This is a genomic window from Robbsia andropogonis, from assembly GCF_034047095.1.
Taxonomy (GTDB): Bacteria; Pseudomonadota; Gammaproteobacteria; order Burkholderiales; family Burkholderiaceae; genus Robbsia; species Robbsia andropogonis.
The window spans coordinates 516,266-541,841 of sequence record NZ_CP139166.1 but is presented as its reverse complement, the minus strand read 5'-3'; the positions used below and the strand labels follow the sequence as shown (position 1 = coordinate 541,841).

Genomic DNA, 25,576 nt, shown 5'->3' with positions numbered 1-25,576 from the left:
ATACGTTCAATAAAATGAGATATTGTGATGCTCTTCCTTCAGGAGCTTCCCGTGTCTGACCAAGCGTCCCGTTCCAGCATGAATCTGCCCACAACCTATCGCCACCTGGTGACCGCCGACTTTCCGGCGGCGCATCGCCTATCGCAAGCTGTCCGCTGGCCTCATCGACTCGAGGATTGGCAATTTGCCGCGAATCTTGGAACCGGGTTTATCGCGGAGATGAATGGCGAAGTGGTCGGAACGGCGCTATGTTGGACATTTGACGATCACAATGGCGCCTTAGGCCTTGTCATTGTCTCGCCCGACGCCCAAGGCAGGGGAATTGGGCGGGATTTGATGACGCGCGTCCTGAATGCGGTCGGCGAACGAACATGCTATCTACACGCAACACCGGCGGGACAACCTCTTTATGAGAAACTGGGCTTTCAAGCTTGCGGCAGCGTCACCCAACATCAAAATATTGTCGGACGCATCACTGCGGTAGCACCGGCTCAAGGCGAAACCTTGCGCGAAGGGACAGTGGACGATCTATCTCGCATCATCGAGATCGCGCGCATCAGCACCGGAATCGATCACAGTGCGACGTTTGCCGCGCTGTATCGCTTGGCTAAGACCGTGGTATTGGAACGCAATGGGAACATCATTGGCTCCGCTTTCTTCAGACGCTTCGGACGTGGTTACGTGATCGGTCCGGTGTTCGCCGAACAAGACACCGACGATAGACGCGCCAAGGTATTGATTTCGTATTGGCTTGCACGGCACGAAGGTGACTTCATCCGTGTTGACGTTCCGGGCAATCCCACGCTCAGCGCTTGGCTTATCGAGTGCGGCCTTGCCAATGTGGATACGGGCGTGAAAATGGTGCGCCATGCCGGGAAAAGTCACGCGGCATCCCGCCCGGCAGAAACGGTCTACGCGCACTATGCCATCTTGAACCAGGCGATGGGCTGACCCGGCCAGCACGATATTCGATGCGCGTTCGGCACGGTGGAGATATGGATGGCGGACGCGACAGGCCCAAGCCGGCGCGGCCAATTCAAACGGCTAGGCTGGTGCCATGCCGAATGCACGCTTCACTGCAATAGCCGGCTCCGACACGAGGAAAGACAAAAAATGCCTTCCAACGTCCGCATGCTTGGCCGCGCGGCATATCGCGCCCGACAACACGGTATGCAATTGAACATCATCCGGTAACGGGTCCAAGACGGCAATGCCAGAGACGTTCGTAGAATCGGCAAGCTGCTGAAAACCGAGTGTCACCGCCCCTTCCGCAATCAGCTTACCAACCAGCACACCAGCAGGCGCCCGAACGAGTCGCATGGACATTCGCCTGAGGAGACGATTTTGCATGCTCTGTGGCGCAACGCATCCAGACACCAGATCAACAAAAACGGCCCTACGCCAATGCGCGATTACCGCTTCTTTCAGTGGCGACGCTTGGCCAGATTTTTCGCCTCCGCGGTCACTTCGGCAAGTACTTGACGCAAGACGCTGACAAAAGCCAGTGTGAGCCGATCCGTTGGCTGTTTCGACGGATAGAGCAAATAGATTGGAAAAAACACCTCCGGCTTGAACGGCCGGATGACAATATTGCTGCCCGCGAAGTCCCGCGCGACAATCGGATGCGCGAGCGTCACGCCCATGCCCAGTCGCACCATCTCACAACAGATGGCCGTATATTGCGCCTCAGCGGCTAACACCCGGGTCACCCCGGCACGCTCGAAGACATCGTCCATCAGGGTACGCGTGCCATCCCCGTTACATAAGGAAACGAACGCCTCGCCCTCGAAGTCGTGAGCGGTAATCGCCGCCTTGCTGGCAAGACGATGACCAGCGGGCAGTACCGCACAGGCCGCGTGACTGGCCAGGAATACCGTCTCGCAAGTCGACGCCTCACTCGAGAACACCGCGATGCCAATATCGCAAAACTGCGAACTGGCCCAGTGGTTGACCGTTCCCGAGGTGTTCACATGCAAGCTAACGGTAACGCCTGGATGGGCTTCCTGAAAACGCTGTATGGCGCGCGGCACCAAGGTCATGCCGACCGAGGGGACGCAAGCAATACGCAATCTGCCACTGCCGAGCGTCCTGATCTGCGCGGCGGCGAGCGAAAGACCTTGCAGCCCGACATAGGCGCGCTCCACCTCCCGGTAGAACGCGTTGCCTTCGGTGGTGGGAATGAGCCGGACGCCCGAGCGTTCAAACAAGGTCAATCCGACCGCTCCTTCCAGTTGCGAAATCAGCCGGCTGATATTCGGCTGCGAGGTGTGAAGATCTTTCGCGGCCGCTGTCATCGATCCCGCCACCATCACCGCTCGGAACGCCTCGATTTGTTTCAGATTCATCGTCGCCAACCCATATCAATTCGGTATAGATTGGCATTTTATTCTTATTGGACGCTATGTATTGACTATTTGAAACTGAGAGTCGATCCCGCAGTTCCGGCCTCATCCCGCCATTCAGGAGTTTGTCCATGCAGCATACGCAGCACATCCATCGCCGCGCATCGTTGAAGCCGGGCCTCACCTCCTTGATCACCGCCCTCGCCTGCCTCGGTGCGCTGCATGGCGCCACCGCCCACGCCGAGACCACGTTGTATCTGGCCAATGTGGGCGGCTCAAGCCAGGACCTGTATCAGAAAAAAATCATCCCGCCCTTTGAAAAAGCGCATGACGTCAAGATTGTCTACGTTGCCGGCAACAGCAGCGACACGCTGGCAAAGCTGCAAGCGCAAAAAGGTCACGAACAGATCAACGTTGCCATCATGGACGATGGTCCGATGTATCAAGCGATGCAGATGGGTTTATGCGCGAAGTTGCAGGATGCGCCAGTCATGAAGGAACTGTATCCAATTGCCAAGCTGGGTCCGGAATCAGTGGGGATCGGAATGGTCGCCACCGGAATCGGTTACAACGCCGATGCCTTCAAGAAAGCAGGCCTGCCGCCGCCGGACTCGTGGGCAGCGCTGACGGATGCGCATTACAAAGGTAAGCTGGGCGTCCCGCCTATCACCAACACTTATGGCCTCCATGCCTTGGTCATGCTGGCCCGTATGAATGGCGGCGGTGAAAAGGATATCGACCCCGGATTCAAGGTGATGTCGACACAAGTAGCCCCGAATGTGCTGTCGTGGCCCACCACGCCGGGCGAGATGGACGGCCTCATGCAAAGTGGCGACGTCATTATCGCGCCTTATGGCAGCGGTCGTGCGGTCGCCCTGCAGAACACCGGTTTCCCATTGAAATTCTTCTATCCCAAGGAAGGCGGCGTCGCGTTGCAAGTGGGGGCGTGCTCCGTGGCGGGTAGCGGCCAGGACGCTCTCGCGCAACAATTCATCCAGTATCTGTTGAGCACCGATGTGCAGGCGCTGCAGGCGCAGGCGGTAGGCTTTGGCCCAACCAATCGGAACGTCAAGTTGACCCCGGAAGTGGCCGCGAAAGTACCCTATGGCCCGGAGCAAGTATCAAGACTGGTGGCGATGGACTGGGCGACGATCAATCAGCACCGGAACGAATGGACGCAACGCTGGAATCGTAACGTCGAACGCTGAGTACACCAGACCGGCCATACGTGGCATACGTCCGGTCATCGAACATTACAGAACCCATGACTTTCCTGACTCTCAAGGGCATCTCGAAACGCTACGGCGACTACACGGCGATCGAGCAGATCGATCTTGGCGTCGAACGCGGAGAGTTTGTATCACTGCTGGGCCCGTCAGGGTGCGGAAAAACGACGACACTGCAAATGATTGCCGGCTTCGTCACGCCGACCACCGGCAGCATTCACCTCGACGGACGCGACATTACGCATTTGCCCGCGGAAAAACGCGGCATGGGAATCGTGTTCCAGAGTTATGCGCTCTTTCCGCATATGAGTGTGGCCGGTAATGTTGGTTTCGGCCTCGAGATGCAACGTGTGCCGAAGGCCGAGCGACGCAAGCGAATCGAAGAAGCGCTTGAACTAGTCCGGTTGACGGGACTGAATAGCCGCTACCCAAAGGAGCTTTCGGGCGGTCAACGGCAACGTGTTGCCATTGCCCGGGCCCTCGCGATGCGACCGGCGCTATTGTTACTCGACGAGCCGATGTCGAACCTCGATGCCAAGCTTCGCGACGAGATGCACATCGAGTTACGCGGCATCCAACGCCAGCTCGGGATTACGACCCTCCTGGTAACGCACGACCAGGTGGAAGCCATGACGATGAGCGACCGGATTGCCGTGATGCATCGCGGCGGCATTGCCCAGATCAGCACGCCATTCGAAGCGTACGAGCGCCCCAAAACCCCCTTTGCCTCGTCGTTCCTGGGAAAAATCAATACGTTCTCAGGCAAGGTCACGGGACGCAATCTACGCTGCGCGGAGGTGGATGTGACAGGAACGATGATGACCGTTCCCCATGAAGGACGTCTGGTCCAGGGCGACGTCCATGTGTACCTGCGTCCTGAAAAAGTCCATCTGCATGGCGATACCTCTTCAGAAAACGGCACGCCCCGTCCGGCAAGGACACAGGGCGTGATTGTTACACGCGTATTTGTCGGCAACCAATGGCTTTTGCAAGTCGACACGCCACTAGGCCAGATCAACATCTCCCGTCCAAATGACGGCGTCTTGCCGCCGGACGAAGGCGCTCACGTCGGCCTGCACTGGACCGACGACGATTTACGCGTCCTCGATCAGGATCCTCTCCATGGCTAATGTCGAGCAAACACGCGCCGGCGCGACGCCATGGTTACTGTCCTTTCCGGCATTACTGCTATTTTGCGGCCTGCTACTGGTGCCATTGCTACTCATATTTATCCTCTCATTCCACGCCTTCAGCAACACGCACGGCACCCTGCCCGACTACACGATCGCAAACTATATCGAGGTCGTCACCGACCCCTATTACGGAGAGATCTTTTTGCGTACCGCAGGCCTGGCGATATCGGTAACCTTCCTTGCAATCGTCCTGGGCGTGCCAGAAACAATCGTCCTCGCACGGATGAGAAAACCGTGGCAATCACTTTGCCTTCTCGTGGTGCTCGGGCCACTGCTCATCTCGGTCGTGGTTCGGACATTGGGATGGCAAATCCTGCTTGGAAATAACGGCATCGTCAACGACGTGCTGCAGGCGCTCCATATCACGTCCGCTCCCGTCCGAATGGTTTTTACGATGATCGGTGTCACGATTGCGCTTACCCACGTACTTGTGCCGTTCATGGTGATGTCTGTCTGGGCGAACCTGCAAAAGCTGGACTTGCAAGTCGAGTGGGCCGGATTGTCAATGGGCGCAAAGCCCCTCACCGTTTTGAGACGCGTGGTCCTTCCCCAACTGATGCCAGGGATTCTCTCAGGATCGATCATCGTGTTTGCTCTGTCTGCTTCAGCATTTGCAACACCTGCACTGATCGGGGGGCGCCGCCTGAAAGTGGTGGCAACCGCGGCCTATGATGAATTCCTTGGAACGTTGAATTGGCCATTGGGGGCGACCATCGCCGTATTGTTGCTGATCGCGAACGTCGCCATTGTCATGGGATGCAGCCGCCTGGCGGAACGCCGTTACAAGCATATCTTCGAGTAAGTGAGCGATGAAACGTAACGGCCCTGTTGGACTCGCATTCAATGCGCTATTTCTGGTATTTATCGCGGCGCCGTTGATTGCGGTAATCGCCGTGTCCTTCACGGCGAAAGGCTATATTTCCATGCCCTTCGATGGTGCGTCACTGAGATGGTTCAGATCCATCGCGCAGAATCAGGACATCATCGACGCGTTCTGGCTTTCGATCAAGCTCGCATTTGCCTCGGCCACCATCGGCGTCGTGCTGGCCACACCAGCCGCGCTAGGCATCGCGCGCTACCGCTTTCCCGGACGCGGCGCGCTCAGCGGCTTCCTGCTGTCGCCGATGATGATCCCGGCAGTCGTGCTGGGCATTGCTTTCCTACGTTTCCTGTCATTGCTAGGGTTGAACGGCTCGATTGCATCGCTCACCGCCGCGCATGTAATCATTGTGTTTCCCTATGCGCTGCGTCTGATCCTGTCATCGGCCATCGGCCTCGACCGGGATGCACAAAATGCAGCGCTTTCATGTGGCGCCAGCCGCTTTACCGTGTTTCGCCGTATCGTACTCCCGATGATCCGTACCGGTATTGCCGGTGGCTGGCTGCTCGCATTCATTCAGAGTTTCGACGAATTGACGATGACGATTTTCGTGGCCACGCCCGGCACCACTACGCTTCCGGTCGCGATGTACAACCAGATTGCCCAGACCATCGATCCGCTAGTCGCCGCCGTATCCACCGTCATCATCTTTGGTACCGTCGTCCTCATGATACTGATGGACCGTCTGGTCGGCCTGGATCGCATTCTGATCGGTGAGGCACGATGACGCTCCGCCGACCCGCCTAGCGCGATGCTTGTATTTCCACCGGAAACGCCGTGAAATCTACCCTGCCATGACTACCAAACCGCTATTCATCACGCTACCGTCGCTGGCGCCTGTGTCAACTGAGTCGATCACCATCTGGTTTAACGACCAGCCGTTTTCCGTTCCATCCGGACGGTCGATTGCGGCGGCCTTGCTTGCCGTCGGCATACAACGCTTTCGATCGAGCTCCGTGTCCGGGGTGGCGCGCGCACCCTATTGCATGATGGGTGCATGCTTTGAATGCCTCGTCGAGGTCGATGGCGTCCCAAGCCGGCAAAGCTGTTTGATTGAGGCGCGGGATGGCATGCGTATCCGATCACAAGAAGGCGCACACGAGCTGAATCCGATCGCCTCCAAGGGGGAGGTAGCGCGATGAGCCATGAAGCGCGTGATGTCGTCGTCATCGGAGCGGGACCTGCCGGACTGGCCGCGGCGACGCGGGCTGCCATCCAAGGGCTGTCCGTGGTATTGCTCGACGAACAAGCGGCCGTCGGTGGACAAATCTATCGTGCTATTGAACGCAGCGACGCGAATCGGCGGGCCATGCTCGGCGAAGACTATGCGGCGGGTGCGGTATTGGCGAGAGCATTCGCCGCATCCGGCGCAGGCTACGAACCGCATGCTTCGGTATGGCAGGTCACCCGCGAGAAAAACGTTCATTACCTTAAAAATGGCAAGGTCGCCAGTTTCGCGGCCAAACGCATCGTGCTGGCCACCGGTGCCGTGGAAAGGCCCTTCCCGATTCCGGGATGGACCCTGCCAGGGGTCTTGACCGCCGGTGCGGCGCAAATTCTATTGAAAAGTGCCGGTCAGGTGCCTGGCGATCCGCCCGTGCTCGTTGGGTGCGGTCCGCTGCTTTATCTTTTGGGATGGCAATATCTGCAAGCCGGCATCCCGATCCGCGCCTTGGTCGACACCACGCGCCACAAAGACCGTTGGCGCGCGAAACGCCATATTCTTGCCGCGTTGCGTTCCTGGCCCGCACTTGGCAAAGGATTGCGGATGCTGCGTGAACTACGGAATAGCGGCGTTCCCATCTTCGAAGCAGCGGACACGCTTGGCATCGAAGGCCGCATAGACCCTTCAGGATACGAGCATGCCGCGGCGCTGCACTTTTCCGTCAATGGCAAAGCCCACAGAATCGACGCCAATGTGATCCTGCTACATCAGGGCGTGGTGCCCGATACGCAATTCACGCATGCGCTACGCGTGCGCCATCGGTGGGACGATGCGCAGCTCTGTTTTACGCCTGTGACCAACGCCTGGGGAGAAACGGACGCAAGCGGCATCTTCGTTGCAGGAGACGGTGCCGGCATTGGCGGCGCGCAGGCAGCCATACTCGGCGGTGAAAAGGTGGCGTGGGAAATTGCCACTCAACTCGGCGCCGCCGAATCAACGTCGCGCGATAGTCGACTCGACGAACTCCAGCGGGCGCTTACCCGCACCCTCCGCATCCGGCCATTCCTGGACAGCCTTTACCGCCCGAGAAAGGCGAATCGCATTCCCGAGGACAGCGTGATAGTTTGTCGCTGCGAGGAAGTGACGGCAGGTCAGATTCGGGATTTCGTCGGTCTTGGATGTACCGGGCCCAATCAAGTCAAGTCCTTTGGACGATGCGGCATGGGGCCATGTCAGGGCCGCATGTGCGGCCTTACGGTCACGGAACTCATCGCCGATGCGCGCAATGTCTCACCAGAAACAGTCGGCTATTTTCGTCTGCGGCCACCTATCAAGCCACTGACATTGGGGGAGCTTGCTGGTGAGTAAGCCATACCTTGCGCCCACCTTGCCCGGCACCACGCATAGCGTCGCAGCCGATGCCGGGGCGACCATGCATACCGACGTCCTGGTGGTGGGGGGAGGTATACACGGCGCCAGCAGTGCCTTCCATCTGACGCAACGTGACGTACGGGTGACCGTCTTGGAAGCTGATTATGTAGGACGGCATTCCTCTGGCGTGAACGCGGGTGGCGTCCGCTCTTTGGGACGCCACCTTGCCGAAATTCCGCTCTCGTTGATGTCGCGTGAAATATGGCATCGGATGCCGGAACTGGTCGGCGACGATGCGGGATTCGTCGCTTCGGGCCAGATGAAAATTGCCGAAAACGAAGCCGAACTGAAAACGTGCCAGGACCGCGTGGATCTGTTGCGGGCACACGGTTTCACGCACGAAAAGATCATCGCGCGTGACGCAGTCCTGGCCTTGGAGCCTCACCTCGCACCCCATGTCACCGGTGCAATCTGGGTTGAAGCGGATGGCTATGCGCTGCCGTACAGAGCCACCACGGCATTCCGGCGCGCCGCCCAACGGAACGGTGCGATCTTCCATGAAGGCACACCCGTCACGCAGATCACGCAACAGGGTGAGCGGTGGCACGCACGGACAGCGGCCGGGACTTTCTCTGCGGATCATCTGGTCGTGACAGCCGGCGCATGGGCCGGTGTGCTTGCGGAACAGGTTGGGGAACCTGTCCCGGTTCATCCTGAGGGATTGATGCTGATGGTCACGCATCGTACGGCGCCGTTTTGCCGAGCAACGTTGGGTGCAACCGGGCGTCCGCTGTCGTTTAAGCAATTCGACAACGGGACGGTCGTTATCGGCGGCAAGCTGATCGGCATCGCGGATCTGCCGGGGCGGCATGGCGAAGTCGACTTTGCGCGCTTGGTGAAGAGCGCACAGACGGTCACCGATCTGTTCCCGCATCTTCGCAATCTCGGCATCAATCGGGCGTGGGCTGGCGTGGAGGCGTTCACCGAGGATTCTCTTCCGATCATCTCGCGAAGCAAGCAGGCCTCCAACCTTACCTACTCATTTGGCTATTGCGGCAGCGGGTTTCAGATGGGCCCAGGCTGTGGCAAGCTGGTATCGGAACTGGTTCTCGACGGCAACGCGTCATTGAACCTGGATGCCTTCGCCATCGACCGCTTTCGTTTTCCTACGCTGAACGCATAACGCTTCATCGATTATTCATCACTTGCAGGTAACGACATGACACAGGATGCCAAAATGAGGCTCGGCCTCTCGATGCGCTATTTGGGATATCACATTGCCGCGTGGCGACATCCGGATGTCCCCGCGGGTGGCGCGATCGATTTCAACTATTTTCTGAATAGCGCAAGAAAAGCGGAAGCCGCCAAGCTGGATATGGTCTTCTTCGCGGATGGCATTGGTATTCGTGCCGACGACAATCCGAAAGGGTCGCTGGCACGCGACATGAAGAATGCGGAACTCGAGCCGCTCACGCTGTTGGCCGCGCTCGGCGCATGTACATCCCATATAGGGCTAGTTGCAACCGCTTCGACCACCTACAACGAACCGTTTCACATTGCCAGAAAATATGCATCGATCGACCACATCAGTGGCGGGCGCGCGGGGTGGAACGTCGTCACATCGTGGTCTCAGCAGGAAGCGTGGAATTTCTCCCGTGACGAACACCTCGGATACGATGAACGCTACGAGCGTGCAGACGAGTTCGTTGATGTCGTCAAGGCATTATGGGACAGTTGGGAAGATGATGCATTCATTCGCGACAAGGAAAGTGGCATCTTCTACGATGAGTCGAAACTGCATACGCCCCATCACAAGGGAAAGCATTTTCGCGTTCGTGGTCCATTGAATTCCGCGCGGACGCCGCAAGGGCGCCCCGTGATCGTACAAGCTGGTGCATCGGAACCAGGACGAGAGATCGCGGCAAAGAGCGCGGACGTGGTCTATAGCAGCACGCTGGATCTTCAATCCGCTAGAAAGTACTACGACGACGTCAAATCCCGTTTATCAAAATACGGCCGTCAGCGACACGAGCTGCTGATCATGCCTGGCCTGACTCCCTATATCGGCAAAACACGCCAGGAAGCACAGGACAAATTCGACCAGTTGCAGGAACTGATCCATCCGATAACAGGCTTGTCCATTTTGTATAATCAATTCGGGGATCTGTCGGGCTATGACTTGGACGGTCCGGTACCGGACATCACGAGCAAGGAGGTACATAGCATCGGCCGAAACTTACTGGACCTGGCGGCACGGGAGCATTTTACGCTGCGTCAGCTTTACAAGCATGTTGCGGCGGCAAATTCAGGGCGGGCCATTATAGGAACAGCCGAAGACGTTGCGGACGACATGGAAGAGTGGTTCAAGCATGGCGCCGCCGATGGGTTTAACATCTGCCCGGCAACCTTGCCACAGGGGATCGATGACATGACTGAACTGTTGCTGCCGGAGCTTCGGCGGCGTGGACTCTTTCGGACCGAATATGAAGGTACAACGCTGCGGTCGAATTTAGGATTGGCGCCACTATCATTTGGGGAATAAGGGCAACCGAGAAACAAACGCGCGGGCGACGAAATGATCGCGGAACGTTCCTTTCGCATGAATAATATGCAGGACTTACGTTCAAGGAGGAACACCATGCAGTCCTTGGCGAATGACCGCGAGAACCTGTTCCACGTCCTGCAGGGATCGGATGGCCGCCAACAACACCGTTGCCTGCGGCCAGGTACGCTGAAGGTAGCCGAGCCACTTTTTGACGCGTCCGTGCGCGTGATGGATCGTGCCACGTGTACGCAACGCTTCCACGTAGTGTAATAGCGCGCGTAATACGATCGGCCATTCATCGGCATGGGGTGAACATGCCATTTCTCTTCGTATGCGCATTGCGAGAAACGGATCGGACACGGCACCGCGTCCGATCATGACATCAAGGCATCCGCTGACGTCCCTGCACCGCTCCCAGTCCGTTACCGTCCATACTTCCCCATTCGCAATAACCGGCACCTTCACCGCTGCGGCGATACGCGCAATCCAGTCCCAGTGCGCAGGTGGCTTGTAGCCGTCATCGCGGGTGCGTGCATGTACCACGAGGGACTGCGCGCCCCCGTCCACCAAAGCCATTGCACAATCAATCGCCTGGGACGTGTCGGCGATACCAAGCCGCATTTTTGCCGTTACCGGTACGGAAGCTGGCACCGCGGCACGCACCGCCGATACAATATCGTATAGTTTTTGCGGATCAGCCAGCAGCATGGCTCCGCCGCCATGCTGATTCACCACTTTCGCTGGACAACCGAAGTTCAGATCGATCCCCCATGGTGAAAGCCTGGCTGCTTGCGCTGCGTTACGCGCCATCCATATCGGATCACTGCCAAGCAGTTGAATGACCATAGGCGTGCCGCCAGGCGTACGCGCGCCGTTCAATACTTCAGATGCCTCCCGCGCATAGACACGCGGCGGCAGCACCGAACTGGTGACGCGAATGAATTCTGACACGCAACCATCGAAGCCGCGGGAGCGAGTCAGCACATCACGTAGTACGTCGTCTGCCAGTCCTTCCATCGGGGCAAGAAACAGCCGACTCATGCGATTGACTCTCAACGATATAGACGCGGCATTATAGCCGAGTCGGGTCAATGCACCGTGGATCGCCAATTGGTCCGGTTACTTTTGCGACGCGCCATCCCATGCAGGCAGCGTGGCGCCGTGGTACACCTTCAAGATCGCCGCGGCGACGTTCGGCTGCTGGTAGCTTTGCACCAAGGCGCTGACCCACGGCGCATGCGCATCTTCCTGGCGCACGGCAATGAAATTACGGTAAGGATTTGCCGACACCTGCTCTTGCGCAATCCGCTCTTGCGGGATCTTGATGCCCGCCTTGATCGCCCAATCGGTGTTGACCACCGCGGCGTCGACATCGTCGATCGAACGTCCAACAATGCCTGAATCCAATTCCTTCACGCGAATGTGCTTCGGATTCTTATCGATGTCCGATGCCGTAGGGAGTAAACCCACGTTCGACCGCAACGTAATGACCCCTTGTGCTTGTAGCAGAAGCAAGGCACGCCCTTCGTTGCTTGGATCATTGGGTACCGAAATGACCGCATTGTCCGGCAATTTCGAGACAGACGTCCATTTCCGGGAGTACAGGCCGATTGGTTGGACATAAGTATAGCCAACAGGAACAATGTGATAGCCCTGTGCTTTCACTTGCGCATCCAGGTAAGGCTTGTGCTGAAATGCGTTTGCGTTCAGATCCTTCCTTTCGAGTGCTTCGTTCGGTTGCGTATAGTCGTTGAACGTCGTGATCTTGATCTTCAGATCATGTTTCGCCGCGTTCTCGCTCACCACACGCCAGACATCTTCATCCTCGCCTGACATGATACCAACGCGGAGCGTCTGCTCCGCCGCCATGGCAATACCACCAGACATGACACTGCCAAGCAGCGCCGAAACACCAAGAAGTTTAAAAATTTTTCTTCTGCTATTCATTGCGCGACATCCCCGAAACCGATAAGAACGCGCTATCGTAACGGTCACCGATTCCAAGAACAAACATTAAAAGCGGCAATGCAAAGCTGCTACCTGCATAAGAGAATCATTCGCAAGCCGGTCCACGCGATTTACCGAATGACTTCGGCGCTCTCGAAATGGCTGTCCAGAATGACCGCCGCAGTAATATTGCACGACTGCTTTCGATAGATCGCCCCCGATGGCGCAGATCTTCCTCCGTGCACCTTGCTTTATATTTAAGAGATGTCGCGTATCGCTTGCAATGTTCGAAGTTGCTGCCCGGCCGTGTCGAAATTGTCAGGCGTCAACCACGCCTCGAACGCGGCGCGGCGCGCGGGCCATTCGTCATCGAGCATGGAGAACCAGGCGGTATCGCGTGTACGATTTCTATACACCACAGCTTGCCGGAAAACGCCTTCAAACCGAAACCCAAGGCGCTCGGCTGCGTTTTTAGACGGTGCGTTGAAGTTGTCGCATTTCCATTCATAACGCCGATAGCCAAGATCCTCGAACACATAACACATCAGCAGGTAATGCGCCTCAGTCGACAGCGCCGTCCGTCTCATGCGCGGCGAGAACGCAACGCTCCCCACTTCGATAACGCCGTTCGCCGGATCGATTCGCATCAGCGCGAACGTACCAACCGGCTTTCCCGTGGATAAGTCGATTACAGCGAACTGCAGTGGATCGTCCATCCTCGCGATGCGTTCGCAATACACTTGATACGATTCAAGCGTATCGAACGGTCCCGCCATCATATAAGTCCAATCACGTCCATCAGGCGCTTGTTGATACGCGTCGAAGAGCGCGGGGCCATGCCGCGCCGCATCCAACGGCGTGACCTCGCACAAACGCCCTGTCAGGGTCACCCGCGACGGCGTCGCACGGCGTGTCCAATAGGGCATTGGTGCACCCACAGGCTGGTGAAATTCGTTCAGCAACGGCATCGTGAAACACTCCAAGTCATCAATCGATCGGTATTACATAGCGGTCGTTATGCTGTGCAGCTTTTGCTCCCCGGCAGCCGAGAGGGGCGTCATCGTCCCGAGGATCGACGGAAAATTCGCGCACGCTCCACGACCGCTGTATGGTGGCGCCGGCACGTGGCAAAGGCCATACGTCACATGTTTGAGGGTCAGCCGTGATACATCGGCGGGCAAACGCTTTTCTACGCGCGAACATGCCGTACCCGAATATTGGGACCGCGCAGCAAGCCAGTGACGCCGCCACTTCACCACACCCAGCCGAGTGACGCTATCTGGCGGGCAAATCGGCATCCGGGACGGATTTTGATATCGTAGATCGTTACAAAAAAAATCAAACAGTCGTATTAAAGTTTACGCCGCGCTTGCCGTTATGTGAAGCGATACCCCAGAAATGCGCGTTGCTCCGCGATACGCATTTTCGCGCGGCCGCGTACTTCCAAGGCAATCACGTCGCTACGGCGCACGTTGCCTTCCAGTCGCCAGGGTCGTTTGATAGTGCGATAACCGGCAAGTGCTTGCCTTGAAATTATGAAAAGCGATCGGGTCAGCTTCATTACGGTCGTCCGTGGGCTGCGATCCGCCTTTCTGGCGGGTGCGGCCACAGTGTATGCCATCGCTTGGCCTGCCTATGCCGCTTCGACGGCGGGCACGGATAGCGAGGACCACGCGTCATTGGCCGCTGTCCAGACTCAGAGCAGCTCAGAAGCAGGGACAGAAACCCAGTCCGCGTCAATTGCCCCCCAATCGGATGCCGGAATGGCCAATCCGGCCGCGGCACAATCCGCCAGCGCAACCACCACGAAGTGGCCGACGAACCCTGGCCTCGCGGATATTTTCACGCTGAGTGGTTTCGGCACGCTGGGCGTATCGCATTCCACGCTGAAATCCGCCGATGTCGTCAATAGTGCCTTCCAGCCGACCGGAACCGGCCGTTCGCGCCGATACGATATCGCAAACACCAGTATATTCGGTGTACAACTCGCCGCACGATTTACGGACCGACTGAGCGCGGTGGTGCAGGTGCTGGCACAGCAAGGCTATGACAACCGCTTCGTACCGCATCTCGAATGGGCGAATGTCAAATACGCGGTGACGCCCAATTTCAGCGTTCGTGTTGGCCGAATCGAGATCCCGACGTTCGCGAACTCTGATTTCCGTAACGTCGGATACGCCAATCCGTGGCTGCACGCACCAAACGAAGTCTATAATAGTGAGCCGATCACCAATAGCGACGGTGCCGATGTATCGTACGCATTTGGTATCGGGCAAGCCGTTAATACCGTGCGTCTCATGATAGGGACCTCGGCTTTCCATGCCATACCTGGCAATTATCGCGTCCAGACGAAACGCGTATATGGCGCCTTCGATACATTCGAGTATGGCGCCTTTACTGGACGTGTTGCCTATATCAAAGGCACTATCGCGATAAGCGCATTCCCACCGCCGTACGACTCGCTACCCGGTTCGTCTACCAGTATCTCGGTCAGCTACGATCCGGGGAAATGGTTTGTCCAATCTGAAATCGCACGCGTCACCAGCGACAATATTACCCCTGGCTACCTGGCGGCCTATATCACCGGTGGCTATCGTATTGGAAAGTTCACGCCCTTCCTCACGTATTCACGCTCCTACTCGATGCAGCGCTCTACGCTGACACCGAACGCCAACCAAGGACAGCACACCTTTTCAGCCGGCGTACGCTGGGACGTTGCCCACAACATTGATTTGAAGGTGCAATACGATCACATAGGTTTGCCAGCTAATTCCAGTGGCAACCTGATGAACCTGCAACCCACATATCAGCTCGGAACCGGGACGAATGTCCTCGGTATCGCGCTCGATTTTGTGTTTTGACGAGGGGGCGCCATGATCTTCTCGTTCAAATCGCTTAACGGAACGCTACGCAGCGCATTGATTGGCATTGGAATCTGGATGGCGATGCAAGCAGGTCATGCCGATACCGATCTTGTCGTTGTGGTCGCGGCAAATAGCACCGTCACGCAGTTGGATCAGGATCAGGTTGCCAACATTTTCCTCGATCGAAGCGCCAGTCTTCCGAACGGGACAACCGCGCCGCCGACAGACGCGCCAGAGCGCAGCGAAGTGCGGGATCGCTTTTACATCGTACTCTGCGGCCGATCGCCGGCGCAGATGAAAGCCTATTGGTCGCGCCTGATATTTACGGGGCGTGGCAAGCCGCCTCGCGAAGCAGGCAGCACTGATGCCGTGAAAAACTTCGTGCGAACCACCCCTGGCGGCATTGGTTACCTCGAAGCGAGTAACGTAGACAGTACAGTCAAAGTCGTGCTGCATCTGCGATGAAGTACACACGTGCATTGCGTCCGGATCATTTTCGCGAACGCGTGGAAACACGCGGCGCACGCTCGCGACTCACCGATACGCATATTCTGTTGCCGATCTTTTGTCTGATCCTGCTCGCCGTCGGCTGGCTCTCCGTCTATCGATTGCTACGCGTCGAGGAAGTGGCGGCATCCCGGGCCGCGATGCAAAACGTCCGGGAATTATCCGATACGTATGAAGCGCAGTTGCAACGCAACCTCGTGTATATCGATCAGACGCTCCGCATGCTGGAGTTCAATGTGAAGCAGTCTCCTCATACGCGACTGCGCGATTACGAAAAACGTGGCCTGTTGCCGCCCTCGGTGGTCTTCGCGCTCGCGATCTCCGACGCCCACGGGATCGTACGAGATAGCAATGGCGAATTTCTTCATGACGGCAACAGTATCGCAGACCGGTTTTTTTTCACCTCGGTGCGCGCACGGTCAGGCAATCCATTGCCCCCCGTCAAACCGACGCTGGCCACCAAGACGACACTGGGCAATTGGCGAGATGCCGTACGCCACTCCCCGCACAATGTCAGGCGTCACCATGCTGACACGGAAACACACAAGGCCGCGCGTGATCATCAAAGCAAGCTGGGCGGGCGGAAAGACCCGCGCGCGCACGCGTCTACTGGCGAGCATGCCACCATACGCCATCACGGCACGGGCGCCCCGCTGCTCCGACGTACCGGATTGAATGATGGCAAGCTGCCGGAAGCGCGGGCGCGCGACGTGACCCGCGAACTATCCGTCGACGCGTCAGCCGACGAGAACCCAACGGCAGTGACGGACAGCACGCAAGACCCCAGTATGAGAAAAGGGCAAGTGACGTTCACCCGGGCGTTGCACAATGCAGCTGGCGGATTTGTCGGTGTCGTGGTGTTGTGCGTGGACAAGGACTACTTCACCAGCGGCTATGACGATACCCGCATGGGAGAGGCGGGTATGCTCCTGCTCGCCGACAACGATGCAAGAGTCCGGGCGGCACGAATCGGCAGTCGCACCGATTGGAACACAATACATTGATCGATAACGCTGCGGCCAATGCCATTGCCCATTTATCGGATGAGGTCACGCTGACACGCTGGGGGGACGGCATCCTGCGATTTACCAGTGTGCGGGCGCTGCACGACTTCCCCCTGACAGCCGTGGTTGGCTTGTCCGCGGACGAGCAGATGGCCGGGTATCGGGCCAGCCGACAAACGTATTTGTTATCGGCATGCATTGCCAGCATTGCCTTGGCGTTGCTCACGGCGACGCTGACCGGAATGAGCTGGCAGCTCGCGCGTAGTCGCCGGAACACGCGACGCATCCAGCGGACCTACTTCGCCGCGTCAGAGGCAAGCCTCGATGGCTTCGTGGTACTACGCACGCTGTGGCGCTCACAAAAAGGCATCACCGCCTTCATCATTACCGCCGCCAGCGGGCGTGCAACCCAATTGCTCGGTGAGTCGCAAATGTCGCTGATTGGGCGGCGTATCGATCCGGTATCGTCCAATCTCTGCGGCCCCGACGGTTATGCCGCATTGACCACGGTCGCCATCACTGGTCAGACCGACGCCACGGAATGGCTCCATCACCGTGCGGATGGAACGCAAATCTGGCTACATCGTCAGGTTGTGCGGTTGGAGGATGGCCTAGTGTCGATCATACGCGATATCAGCGCGCAAAAACTCACCGACGTGCGGCGCGTACAGCAAAATCGACTGCTGGAGATGATTGCAACCAGCACACCGCTGGACCGCATACTTGCGCACCTCATCGAACAGCTCGATGGGCAGCTTGAGAATGCACGATGCGCGATTCTGCTATGTTCTGAGGATGGTTCCACGATGCGAGTCGGCGCGATCGGCGAACTGCCGGTTGCATACTATGAGGTAGCGAATGGCGCCCCAGTCGGCCCGCGTGCGGGTCCGGGAGGACGAGCCATTCACTTTCGCAAGTCCATTCATGTGTCGCGGGCCACCGATGCGGCTTTCGATCGCGGCATGACGCAGTGTGGCCTGGACGATTTCACCGATAGTTGGGCGTTCCCGGTGCTCGCGCATAGCAATGCATCGCAGCAGAACGGGGGGACGTCGAGTGCGCGCGGCGACAACCAGGCCGCGCACCCCCTCGGTCCACGTCCGCTTGCCGCATTAGTGGTCTTCTCGCGTGAATCCCGGCACGCAACGGAAGCCGAACTGGACGCCATCGGGGCAGCAAGGCGCTTGATCGGCATTGCCGTCGAACGCTCCGAAGTGGAGCGCACGATTCGCCATATGGCAAAACATGATGCGCTCACCGGGCTGCCAAACCGCTTGATGTTGTCCGAGCGGCTGGTGGAAGTCCTCGCGCAGGCCCGGCAGGATCGCAGCAGCGTCACCATCGTCTTTATCGATCTCGATAATTTCAAGCTGATCAACGACAGCCTGGGTCACCACGCCGGCGACACACTATTAAAGACCATCGCGAAACGGATGACGGCGGCACTCGATCCGGCAGACATGGTCGCGCGGCTCGGCGGCGATGAGTTCGTGCTGGTACTATGCGCGGCCGCCCATGATGGCGACGGTCTTGCCAGCACGATCGCCTATGTCCGGACGATCATCGCCGAACCCGTCCAGCTGTTGAACGAAGAATATCGTGTCAGCGCCAGTATCGGATCCGCGCGTTTCCCTGAAGACGGTGACGACACGCAAGCACTGCTGATGAACGCCGATTCGGCGATGTATCGCGCCAAGGAAAACGGTCGCAATACCTGGTGCGCCTACACCGCTGAAATGAATTCGCAAGCCCATGAGAAGTTGCGCCTCAAGGAAGCGCTGGGACATGCGTTGGATGGTGGTGAACTGCGATTGGTCTATCAACCGCAAGTTGATCTTGCCGCCTCGCGTGTGGTGGGGATGGAGGCATTACTCCGCTGGCATCATCCCCGCCACGGGGTAATAATGCCGGCGGCCTTTATCCCGTTTGCCGAGGAAAACGGCTTGATCGTACCAATCGGCGCCTGGGTATTGGAAACAGCGTGTCGGCAAAACAAGGCATGGCAGGATGCTGGATATCCCGCGGTCATTGTCTCGGTCAATGTTTCGGCGCGCCAATTCGCCGACGATGGACTTGTCAAGTCCGTCGCCGAGGCGTTGCGGCGCAGCGGCCTAGATCCTGGATATCTCGAATTGGAGATTACCGAGAGCGTCATCATGTTGGACGTGCCACGCGCCGTATCCCGCATGCGCGTGCTGCAACAGATGGGCGTGCGGCTGTCGATCGACGATTTCGGTACCGGCTATTCAAGTTTGAGCGCCTTGAAATCGTTCCCTATCGCGCGACTGAAGCTGGATCAGTCTTTCGTTCGCGGCGTAACGGATAACAAGAACGATCAGACAATCGCGCGTGCCGTAGTCGCGCTCTGTCGGCAGTTGAATTTGGAAGTCATCGCAGAAGGCGTTGAAACGCCAGAACAATTGGCATTCTTGATGGAGAACGGCTGCTCGGCGATTCAAGGCTTCTGGTTCAGCAAGCCTCTCGACGTCGCGGAGGCGGGAGTGTTTCTGTCCCAGCCGTTTCGAACACCTATCCCGGCAATGCGCTTTCACAAGGAAGCAGTCAACGCCATGCGCTGACGCGTGGGCTCAGTGACCGGCGGGTGCGTTGCCGGCAGCGGCCGCTTGATTTGCCGCCTTCTGTTTCTTGGACGCTTCGTGGTGCCCGATAGCGCAACCCGCCGCGGCGCCAAGCACCGCGTGCTTGCCCGCAACGTGGCCCGCAACCCCGCCGACTGCCGCACCTTTCAAACAGCCTGCCGCCGAAGCGGTACCCGATACGGCAACCGCCAACACGGCACAGATGAGAACGATGGATGATTTCATGGGCAACTCCTAAAATAAAATCATCATGCCGCGCCTGCTTTCAACGCGCAGCCGCCCCACTTGGCCTGCAATGCCGTAGACCCGCATCGCCCGCAAATCCATGTAAAGAATCGAAAGATTCGCGCTGACACAGCGGCTCGTTGTACCAACAACCCCGACATTTTCCACCGTGGTCATTTGTGCGAATCGCCATCGCGACAGGCGGTGACGCTAACCGATGACCAGGGCTCTGTCGCCACCTTGGACGGACAGCTTGCGCATGGCCATGCCCTATTCATTCCGTACCAATGCCAGTACCGCGGCAGCCGCTTCGTCCAATGCACCATCGTTCCGGACCTCATGCATCAGACAATGCCGCGGCACGTTGAATGACTGAATACCTCGCACCAGGCGCGCTGCAACCTCGCTACCGGTTTCACGACCGCGTTTCCGCAAACGGGTTGCCAGAATTTCTGGATCAACGCGCAATGCAATAGCGTGAAGATCCGGATAACGCGCGAACGCATCACCCAGATGTCCACGCGAACCATTGACCAGCACGTTCAACCCCTTTTCACGCCATGCATCGATCTCGATGCCCACACCATAGTGCACGCCATGGGTACACCAATGAAGTGCGTAACACCCCAGATGAACGCGACGCTTGAACTCCGATTCGCTTAATGTAAGCCCCGCTTCGTTCGCATCACTCGCACGCGTCAAATAACGATGTGCCACCATCACGCGGTCATTGTCATCGAGACGCGATCCGATCCAGCGCAATATACTGTCCTTGCCACTGCCAGATGCACCCATCAAATAAAAGAGCCTGCCGCGTTCCGACGCTCTCGATGTCGCCAATGACGCGACATCTGAATGACGACGTCCAGACGCATCGCCATCAGCGGTTGCACTTTTCACGGAACGCGAATGCGCCACGGATGAAATGTCGTTCATTGCGCCCTCTGCCGCCCTGCTTCTGTTTCAATGCTTTCTGTCGTATCAGACAACGCCCATGCACCAACGCCGTCCTGCACGCCGCCATCAAAATCATAATGCCGTGCGACAACGAATGGTGCATCCGTCTCAGGCTGCACGAAAATCGAGATTGTGCGTACCGGCATCACCGCCCCGGTAAGCGCGGTAACCATCCCTGATCGCCCCCCCGCCTCTTCCCGCACAGCTAACGCCATCAGAGCACGGCGCGCCCGCGCTTCCGCCTCCGGTGTCAGCCGTCTCGTCAACGTGACATGAAAATGAAATGTGTCGAAAACGTAAGGGTAACCCCATCGATCGAGATTGGCTTGCTGACGGACGTCAAAACATGCGTCCTTGCCTTCTCCCCTGGCCATTCGCCTTGCACGTTCGGCATCGGTCGGCGCGGCCCGGAAGGCGTCGAGCCGCGCCACGCACTGATCCGCGAGTCGCTGCAATGGCCCTTGCGCGACGACGGTATCGGCAGGTTGCCATGCCAAAAATCCACGCAAGGAACCAAGGCGCAATGGCAGATCAAATGGCGTTGTCGACGTAGCGATGACCCGCACCGCCTGATCCAGCGCGAAAGCGGATCGGCCATGCGCGAGCCGAAAGGGCGGTTTCATCGTCGCGTGTAATCCATAACGCCGCGGATCGTCTGTCCAGGCGTCCACGGTCGCCGCCGTGATCACGTCCTGACCCGCATCGCCCCCGGCGCCGAACAACATATCGTCGGACGCCAATCCAGCAACCCAGTCACGTGCCAAGGCTTGGCCCGTTTGCGCGTCTCTTCCCAGCCATTGCCGTCCTAGCGCATCAAAAGGCCCAGAGGGCGCAAGATAAACGGCAAACCGTGCAGTGGACGACAGCCGTTGCGGGCCCGCACCATCGGCAGCGGCACGCAACATATCGTCGTCACATCGCTTGATAGTCGCCATATCCGAACGCCTCATCGATTTATTCCTCTTCACGCGCGTTGGTCCGCGCGCCATCGGAGAACACTGCCGAGGCGGAACCGGACCGCAATGCCCAGTGACGGTCGGCAAAGACGATGCGCCCGTTGACCACCGTTGCCACGACACGCGGCAAGCCCGGCAAGCTATCGTCGACGACGACCACATCAGCGCGCTGTCCTGTTGCCAGCATCCCGCGGTCCGTCAAGTTTGCCGCCAGCGCCGGATTCGCCGACACCAAGGGCCAGGCCTCCGCAAGGGTCCGTACACCCTGCGCAACCAGCATGAACACCGCGTGCAGGGGCGCTGGATAGTAGTAATCAGACGCCAACACGTTACAGTAGCCCGCACGCACCATTTCCAATGCATTCGGCGCATTGACATGGCTGCCCCCACGCACGACGTTTGGCGCACCGAAGATCACGGCATTTCCAAGCGAGTGCGCAAGCGCGGCGGTGGGAACATTCAAGGGAAACTCGGCGACATCGCATCCCAATGCGTGATAGTCGCGGCGAACCGTTTCGTCGGGGTCGTCATGCGACGCCACCCGCAAGCCAGCTGACAACGCTGTTTTCACCAGTCGGGCCATTGCCGCGGGAACGTCGTCGGCACGTGCATGCGCATGGATGATCCGCTGTGAAAACGCGTCGAGATCGCATTGCGCCCGGTCGGCGTATTGCAGCAGTTTCCGGTCATTTCCCAAGCGCTTGTACATCGAAGGCAGATGGTCGTTCAATGCAACGAAGCCGATGCGGCCTTCGTCGATCCATGCGCACGCACGATCGACGTCATCGAGGTTATGTGTCTCGAAACGCAGGTGAACCTGATGCCGCGCCCCTAACACATTGGCGTGCCGATGAAGCGCATCAAACATGCGCTCGGCGTATGATGCTCCGCGCAATCCGCCTTCCCATGACACAGTCACGCCGTGAAATGCGGTAGTGATACCGTTGACCAGCAACTGCCGATCGACATCCCATAAAGCGTGTCCATAGTCGAAATGCACACCGGGACGAGGCATGACCGCACGTTCGAAGGCGTCTCCGTGGATGTCGACGATGCCCGGCAGCACCAATAAGTCACCGGCATCGAGGAAATCGATATTGTCATACCGCGACATGACGGTGGCCGCGCCGGCTCCCGCGTCCGAAACGACATCGGCTATTGTCTCGCCGTCGAAACACATGCGCGCCGCGCCAACGCCGTCCCGCGTCAGCACACGACGGCCAACGATCCCTCCCAACGCGGCGGGCCGCAGTGTGGTAACCCCGTGCGTGGTGTGCGGCTGTGTCATCCCGCGCGCACCAGAAGCCACTCCTGGCGGCGATAACAATGCGTGGGCGTCCGTCATGTGGTACTCCGATAGGTCAGTGTCGTCCAGGATCGCGACCATGCCGATCGCGCCAGAGGACAGTCTGACGTCCCACTATGACATTCGGATGTCTAGACGTCTTCGTTACTCACCATCAATTCAACGCCGTCACCGGCGAGACGGGCAATCGTGTATTGCAGCGGCGCGCCTTGCAAGTCTGCGTTCAAGGCCTCGACTTGAAGGATGGGCCGCATTTTCGGTTGGTCAAGGAGACGGGCGATATCGGCTTCCGGCAGGCGCGCGGTAATTCGCGACCAGAGCCGGATGTAATCGTCGACACCGTGTCGTTCGAATGCTACGGAAACGGAAGCCGTTTCCCGTAGGGCATCGACAAAACCAGGAAAGCGGCGCGCATCGAAATAGTTGTCGGAAACACTGACCGGGTTTTTTTCCGCGTGGCGACATATACGCACATAGAGCAGTTTTGCCTGGCGGGTCAAACCAAGATGACGCGCGATCGTTGCATCGGTCAACATGGCGCTATCGATCACCGTGGTCTGTCCGTGCATGCCGTGTTGCCGCAATGTTTCGGTAAAACGCGTGCGCTTTCCAATCGCATAGCGCAATGCGCTCGATTCGACGAATGTGCCGCGCCCCCGCTCGATACGCACCAGTCCATGCTGCGCCAGTTCGCCAATCGCGCGACGAACCGTATGACGATTCACCGCATAGTGCGTTGCAAGCGCGTTTTCCGTAGGTAACTGCGCGCCTGGCGGATATCGCCGCGCCCGGATGTCCTCGGCCAGCGATTCGCCAATTTGCCGCCATACTGCAACGCCTGTGTCACGTTCGACCATATTGCCTTTCCAGCCATGCCGCCATGAGCGGGCCTGTTGAGTTCGATTGCATCCGACGCATTACGCCGCGCCTGTGCCGTGTCATGCGATGGCTTCAGAACCGTACCGCCTTAAAGGGCCTGACTTCCCACCGATCGATGACGAATTTTACGCGAAACAGGCGGAAGAAATCGCGCTAGAAAGCATCGCGCTGTCACGATAACTTCATATCGATCCGTTTGAATGAGCCCATTCGAAACCGATCACGACACCGTCCCTCCGATCTAGTTGTATAGACATCTACCTATGCAAACCCTATCCTCCGCCGCGAACGACGGCGCCAGACCCTCGGCCGATCATGACAACATCGCCACGGCCCGTACCGCCTGGATGCGCGAGTTGGCCCTCGCTGACGGTGCCGCGCTCGCCGCCGCGTTCGATGTACTGTCTCGGACGCACGACCTGCCACGCTTCCGTGTCATCCGCGCGCCGGAAACCGGAATGGCCATGGTGCGCGGCCGCGCCGGGGGAAATGGCGCGCCGTTCAATCTAGGTGAAATGACGGTCACCCGGTGCGCGCTGGCATTGCCGAACGGAGAATTGGGATTGGCCTACGTGCAAGGCCGCAACCGCCAGCACGCGGAGCATGCGGCGTTTGCCGACGCATTGCTGCAGACCAGTGACTGGCATGCGATCACCCAGGCCGCGGTGCTGGCGCCGCTCCAGACGGCGCGCGCGACCCGTGCCGCACGACGCGCAGCGGAAAACGCGGCATCGCGCGTTGATTTCTTTACGCTCGCGCGAGGTGATGCCGAGGACGATGTCGGCGACGCAGGCGAAAACAACGGCGTGCCTGGGTCCAGCCAACCCAAAGCGCCCAAAGGATGATACCCATGCCGAATGAAACGCGCACGCATGCAGCGGCATGCACGCAAACCGATGCGACGTCGTTGATCGATACCGGCGCGGATCGCCATCGCGCCGAAGCGTCCCGCCCCAGCGACGCCACAAGCGCCTGGATGCTGTCCGGATTTGCTGATCCGGTACAAGGGTCGCAAGCAGCGTTCCGAACGGCATTGCACGCGCTCGCCCATCCGGGACGTTTGCATGCCATGCCGGATGCCGCCCGCTGCGAGGCGCCCGCGCCATTATCGATGGCGATGGCCGCGTTGTTGTTGACACTGGCGGACGGCGATACGCCAATCTGGCTTGCATCCGAATTCGACGAATCGATACGCCGGTTTCTCCGTTTCCACAACGGTTGCACGTTGACGGATCGCCCCGAAAAAGCGGCGTTCGCCGTCCTCTCGGCACGCTCCGGAGACCCGTGGCCGGCGTTGCGTACGTTTGCCCAGGGAGACGCGGCAAACCCTCATACCTCCACCACGCTGTTGATCGAGCTGCCGATGCTCGACGACACCGCGTCGTCGCCGTCCACGAACACATCTTATGATGCCCGCTCGGCCGAACGCGTGATCCTGCACGGCCCGGGCATCGCCACGACGCAAACGCTGCATGCCATCGGATTACCGGCCGATTTCTGGACGCAATGGCGCGCAAACCAAACGCATTTTCCGCTAGGCGTGGATGTATTCCTGGTATGCGGCGCGACGTTCTGCGGTTTGCCGCGCACCACACAAAGGGAGGCCTGA

26 protein-coding genes are annotated in these 25,576 nt (G+C 58.5%); 15 read left to right on the top strand and 11 right to left on the bottom strand.

The features are described from left to right. Positions 1 to 78 precede the first annotated feature (78 nt). Positions 79 to 951, top strand: coding sequence for a GNAT family N-acetyltransferase (locus SJQ66_RS07520; protein WP_036009570.1), 873 nt, complete (start codon positions 79 to 81; stop codon positions 949 to 951). A 93-nt stretch (positions 952 to 1,044) separates the two neighbouring features. Here the strand turns inward: SJQ66_RS07520 and SJQ66_RS07515 are convergent, their stop codons facing one another. Beyond that, positions 1,045 to 1,350: a substrate-binding domain-containing protein gene (locus tag SJQ66_RS07515; protein ID WP_024903263.1), complete on the bottom strand. Its 306-nt coding sequence runs from the start codon at positions 1,348 to 1,350 to the stop codon at positions 1,045 to 1,047. 74 nt (positions 1,351 to 1,424) lie between these two features. Then, a complete protein-coding gene (locus SJQ66_RS07510) occupies positions 1,425 to 2,345 on the bottom strand; it encodes a LysR substrate-binding domain-containing protein (protein WP_024903264.1) in 921 nt (306 codons plus the stop codon). A gap of 128 nt (positions 2,346 to 2,473) precedes the next feature. On the opposite strand from SJQ66_RS07510, the gene SJQ66_RS07505 reads away from it, so the two are divergent. The 8 genes from SJQ66_RS07505 (at position 2,474) to SJQ66_RS07470 (ending at position 10,719) form a co-directional block, all read left to right on the top strand. Further along, a complete protein-coding gene (locus SJQ66_RS07505) occupies positions 2,474 to 3,550 on the top strand; it encodes an ABC transporter substrate-binding protein (RefSeq protein ID WP_024903265.1) in 1,077 nt (358 codons plus the stop codon). A 56-nt stretch (positions 3,551 to 3,606) separates the two neighbouring features. Further along, positions 3,607 to 4,698 (top strand): ABC transporter ATP-binding protein, encoded by a 1,092-nt coding sequence (locus SJQ66_RS07500; protein ID WP_024903266.1) that lies wholly within the window; start codon positions 3,607 to 3,609, stop codon positions 4,696 to 4,698. Next, on the top strand, positions 4,691 to 5,563 hold the full coding sequence (locus SJQ66_RS07495) for an ABC transporter permease (protein ID WP_024903267.1): 873 nt from the start codon (positions 4,691 to 4,693) through the stop codon (positions 5,561 to 5,563). Before SJQ66_RS07500 ends, SJQ66_RS07495 begins: the two co-directional genes overlap by 8 nt. A 7-nt stretch (positions 5,564 to 5,570) precedes the next feature. Beyond that, on the top strand, positions 5,571 to 6,368 hold the full coding sequence (locus SJQ66_RS07490; RefSeq protein ID WP_024903268.1) for an ABC transporter permease: 798 nt from the start codon (positions 5,571 to 5,573) through the stop codon (positions 6,366 to 6,368). 67 nt (positions 6,369 to 6,435) lie between these two features. Further along, complete coding sequence (locus tag SJQ66_RS07485) at positions 6,436 to 6,783, top strand: (2Fe-2S)-binding protein (RefSeq protein WP_320534148.1); 348 nt, start codon at positions 6,436 to 6,438, stop codon at positions 6,781 to 6,783. Next, positions 6,780 to 8,174 (top strand): FAD/NAD(P)-dependent oxidoreductase, encoded by a 1,395-nt coding sequence (locus SJQ66_RS07480; RefSeq protein WP_320534147.1) that lies wholly within the window; start codon positions 6,780 to 6,782, stop codon positions 8,172 to 8,174. The genes SJQ66_RS07485 and SJQ66_RS07480 overlap by 4 nt, the downstream gene beginning before the upstream one ends. 64 nt (positions 8,175 to 8,238) lie before the next feature. Next, positions 8,239 to 9,360 (top strand): NAD(P)/FAD-dependent oxidoreductase, encoded by a 1,122-nt coding sequence (locus SJQ66_RS07475; protein ID WP_320534179.1) that lies wholly within the window; start codon positions 8,239 to 8,241, stop codon positions 9,358 to 9,360. Between the two features lie 36 nt (positions 9,361 to 9,396). Continuing rightward, positions 9,397 to 10,719 carry an LLM class flavin-dependent oxidoreductase gene (locus SJQ66_RS07470; RefSeq protein WP_024903272.1) on the top strand — a complete coding sequence of 441 codons (1,323 nt, stop codon included), beginning with the start codon at positions 9,397 to 9,399 and terminating at the stop codon, positions 10,717 to 10,719. A gap of 81 nt (positions 10,720 to 10,800) precedes the next feature. On the opposite strand, the gene SJQ66_RS07465 is transcribed toward SJQ66_RS07470, so the two are convergent. The 3 genes from SJQ66_RS07465 to SJQ66_RS07455 all read right to left on the bottom strand — a co-directional run bounded on the left by SJQ66_RS07465 (position 10,801) and on the right by SJQ66_RS07455 (position 13,637). After that, a complete protein-coding gene (locus SJQ66_RS07465; RefSeq protein WP_320534146.1) occupies positions 10,801 to 11,763 on the bottom strand; it encodes a tRNA dihydrouridine synthase in 963 nt (320 codons plus the stop codon). A gap of 78 nt (positions 11,764 to 11,841) precedes the next feature. Then, positions 11,842 to 12,609 (bottom strand): MetQ/NlpA family ABC transporter substrate-binding protein, encoded by a 768-nt coding sequence (locus SJQ66_RS07460; protein ID WP_236693541.1) that lies wholly within the window; start codon positions 12,607 to 12,609, stop codon positions 11,842 to 11,844. 317 nt (positions 12,610 to 12,926) lie between these two features. Continuing rightward, positions 12,927 to 13,637, bottom strand: a complete 711-nt coding sequence (locus SJQ66_RS07455) for a GNAT family N-acetyltransferase (protein ID WP_046153254.1) — start codon at positions 13,635 to 13,637, stop codon at positions 12,927 to 12,929. Positions 13,638 to 14,204: 567 nt separating this feature from the next. On the opposite strand from SJQ66_RS07455, the gene SJQ66_RS07450 reads away from it, so the two are divergent. The 4 genes from SJQ66_RS07450 to SJQ66_RS07435 are packed head-to-tail and all read left to right on the top strand — an operon-like array spanning position 14,205 to position 19,623. Then, on the top strand, positions 14,205 to 15,530 hold the full coding sequence (locus SJQ66_RS07450; protein WP_052738346.1) for a hypothetical protein: 1,326 nt from the start codon (positions 14,205 to 14,207) through the stop codon (positions 15,528 to 15,530). A gap of 12 nt (positions 15,531 to 15,542) precedes the next feature. Then, positions 15,543 to 15,998 (top strand): phosphate ABC transporter substrate-binding protein, encoded by a 456-nt coding sequence (locus tag SJQ66_RS07445; protein WP_320534145.1) that lies wholly within the window; start codon positions 15,543 to 15,545, stop codon positions 15,996 to 15,998. Continuing rightward, positions 15,995 to 17,044, top strand: coding sequence for a cache domain-containing protein (locus tag SJQ66_RS07440; RefSeq protein WP_320534144.1), 1,050 nt, complete (start codon positions 15,995 to 15,997; stop codon positions 17,042 to 17,044). The genes SJQ66_RS07445 and SJQ66_RS07440 overlap by 4 nt, the downstream gene beginning before the upstream one ends. Beyond that, positions 17,026 to 19,623, top strand: coding sequence for an EAL domain-containing protein (locus SJQ66_RS07435; RefSeq protein WP_320534143.1), 2,598 nt, complete (start codon positions 17,026 to 17,028; stop codon positions 19,621 to 19,623). The genes SJQ66_RS07440 and SJQ66_RS07435 overlap by 19 nt, the downstream gene beginning before the upstream one ends. Positions 19,624 to 19,632: 9 nt before the next feature. Here SJQ66_RS07435 and SJQ66_RS07430 read toward each other — a convergent pair whose 3' ends face one another. The 6 genes from SJQ66_RS07430 to phnF all read right to left on the bottom strand — a co-directional run bounded on the left by SJQ66_RS07430 (position 19,633) and on the right by phnF (position 23,945). Beyond that, positions 19,633 to 19,869 (bottom strand): hypothetical protein, encoded by a 237-nt coding sequence (locus SJQ66_RS07430; protein WP_253463752.1) that lies wholly within the window; start codon positions 19,867 to 19,869, stop codon positions 19,633 to 19,635. A gap of 9 nt (positions 19,870 to 19,878) precedes the next feature. Beyond that, positions 19,879 to 20,046, bottom strand: a complete 168-nt coding sequence (locus tag SJQ66_RS07425) for a hypothetical protein (RefSeq protein WP_157685003.1) — start codon at positions 20,044 to 20,046, stop codon at positions 19,879 to 19,881. A 93-nt stretch (positions 20,047 to 20,139) separates the two neighbouring features. Continuing rightward, a complete protein-coding gene (phnN, locus tag SJQ66_RS07420; RefSeq protein WP_081764896.1) occupies positions 20,140 to 20,805 on the bottom strand; it encodes a phosphonate metabolism protein/1,5-bisphosphokinase (PRPP-forming) PhnN in 666 nt (221 codons plus the stop codon). Beyond that, a complete protein-coding gene (locus tag SJQ66_RS07415) occupies positions 20,802 to 21,761 on the bottom strand; it encodes a DUF1045 domain-containing protein (protein ID WP_236693535.1) in 960 nt (319 codons plus the stop codon). Before SJQ66_RS07415 ends, phnN begins: the two co-directional genes overlap by 4 nt. Before the next feature lie 19 nt (positions 21,762 to 21,780). Continuing rightward, complete coding sequence (locus SJQ66_RS07410) at positions 21,781 to 23,070, bottom strand: alpha-D-ribose 1-methylphosphonate 5-triphosphate diphosphatase (RefSeq protein WP_253463813.1); 1,290 nt, start codon at positions 23,068 to 23,070, stop codon at positions 21,781 to 21,783. Between the two features lie 149 nt (positions 23,071 to 23,219). Continuing rightward, positions 23,220 to 23,945 carry a phosphonate metabolism transcriptional regulator PhnF gene (phnF, locus tag SJQ66_RS07405; protein WP_024903283.1) on the bottom strand — a complete coding sequence of 242 codons (726 nt, stop codon included), beginning with the start codon at positions 23,943 to 23,945 and terminating at the stop codon, positions 23,220 to 23,222. A 285-nt stretch (positions 23,946 to 24,230) separates the two neighbouring features. Here phnF and phnG point away from each other — a divergent pair, with 285 nt between their 5' ends. Then, on the top strand, positions 24,231 to 24,812 hold the full coding sequence (gene phnG / locus SJQ66_RS07400; protein WP_082102789.1) for a phosphonate C-P lyase system protein PhnG: 582 nt from the start codon (positions 24,231 to 24,233) through the stop codon (positions 24,810 to 24,812). 5 nt (positions 24,813 to 24,817) lie between these two features. After that, on the top strand, positions 24,818 to 25,576 hold the full coding sequence (gene phnH / locus SJQ66_RS07395; RefSeq protein ID WP_052738344.1) for a phosphonate C-P lyase system protein PhnH: 759 nt from the start codon (positions 24,818 to 24,820) through the stop codon (positions 25,574 to 25,576).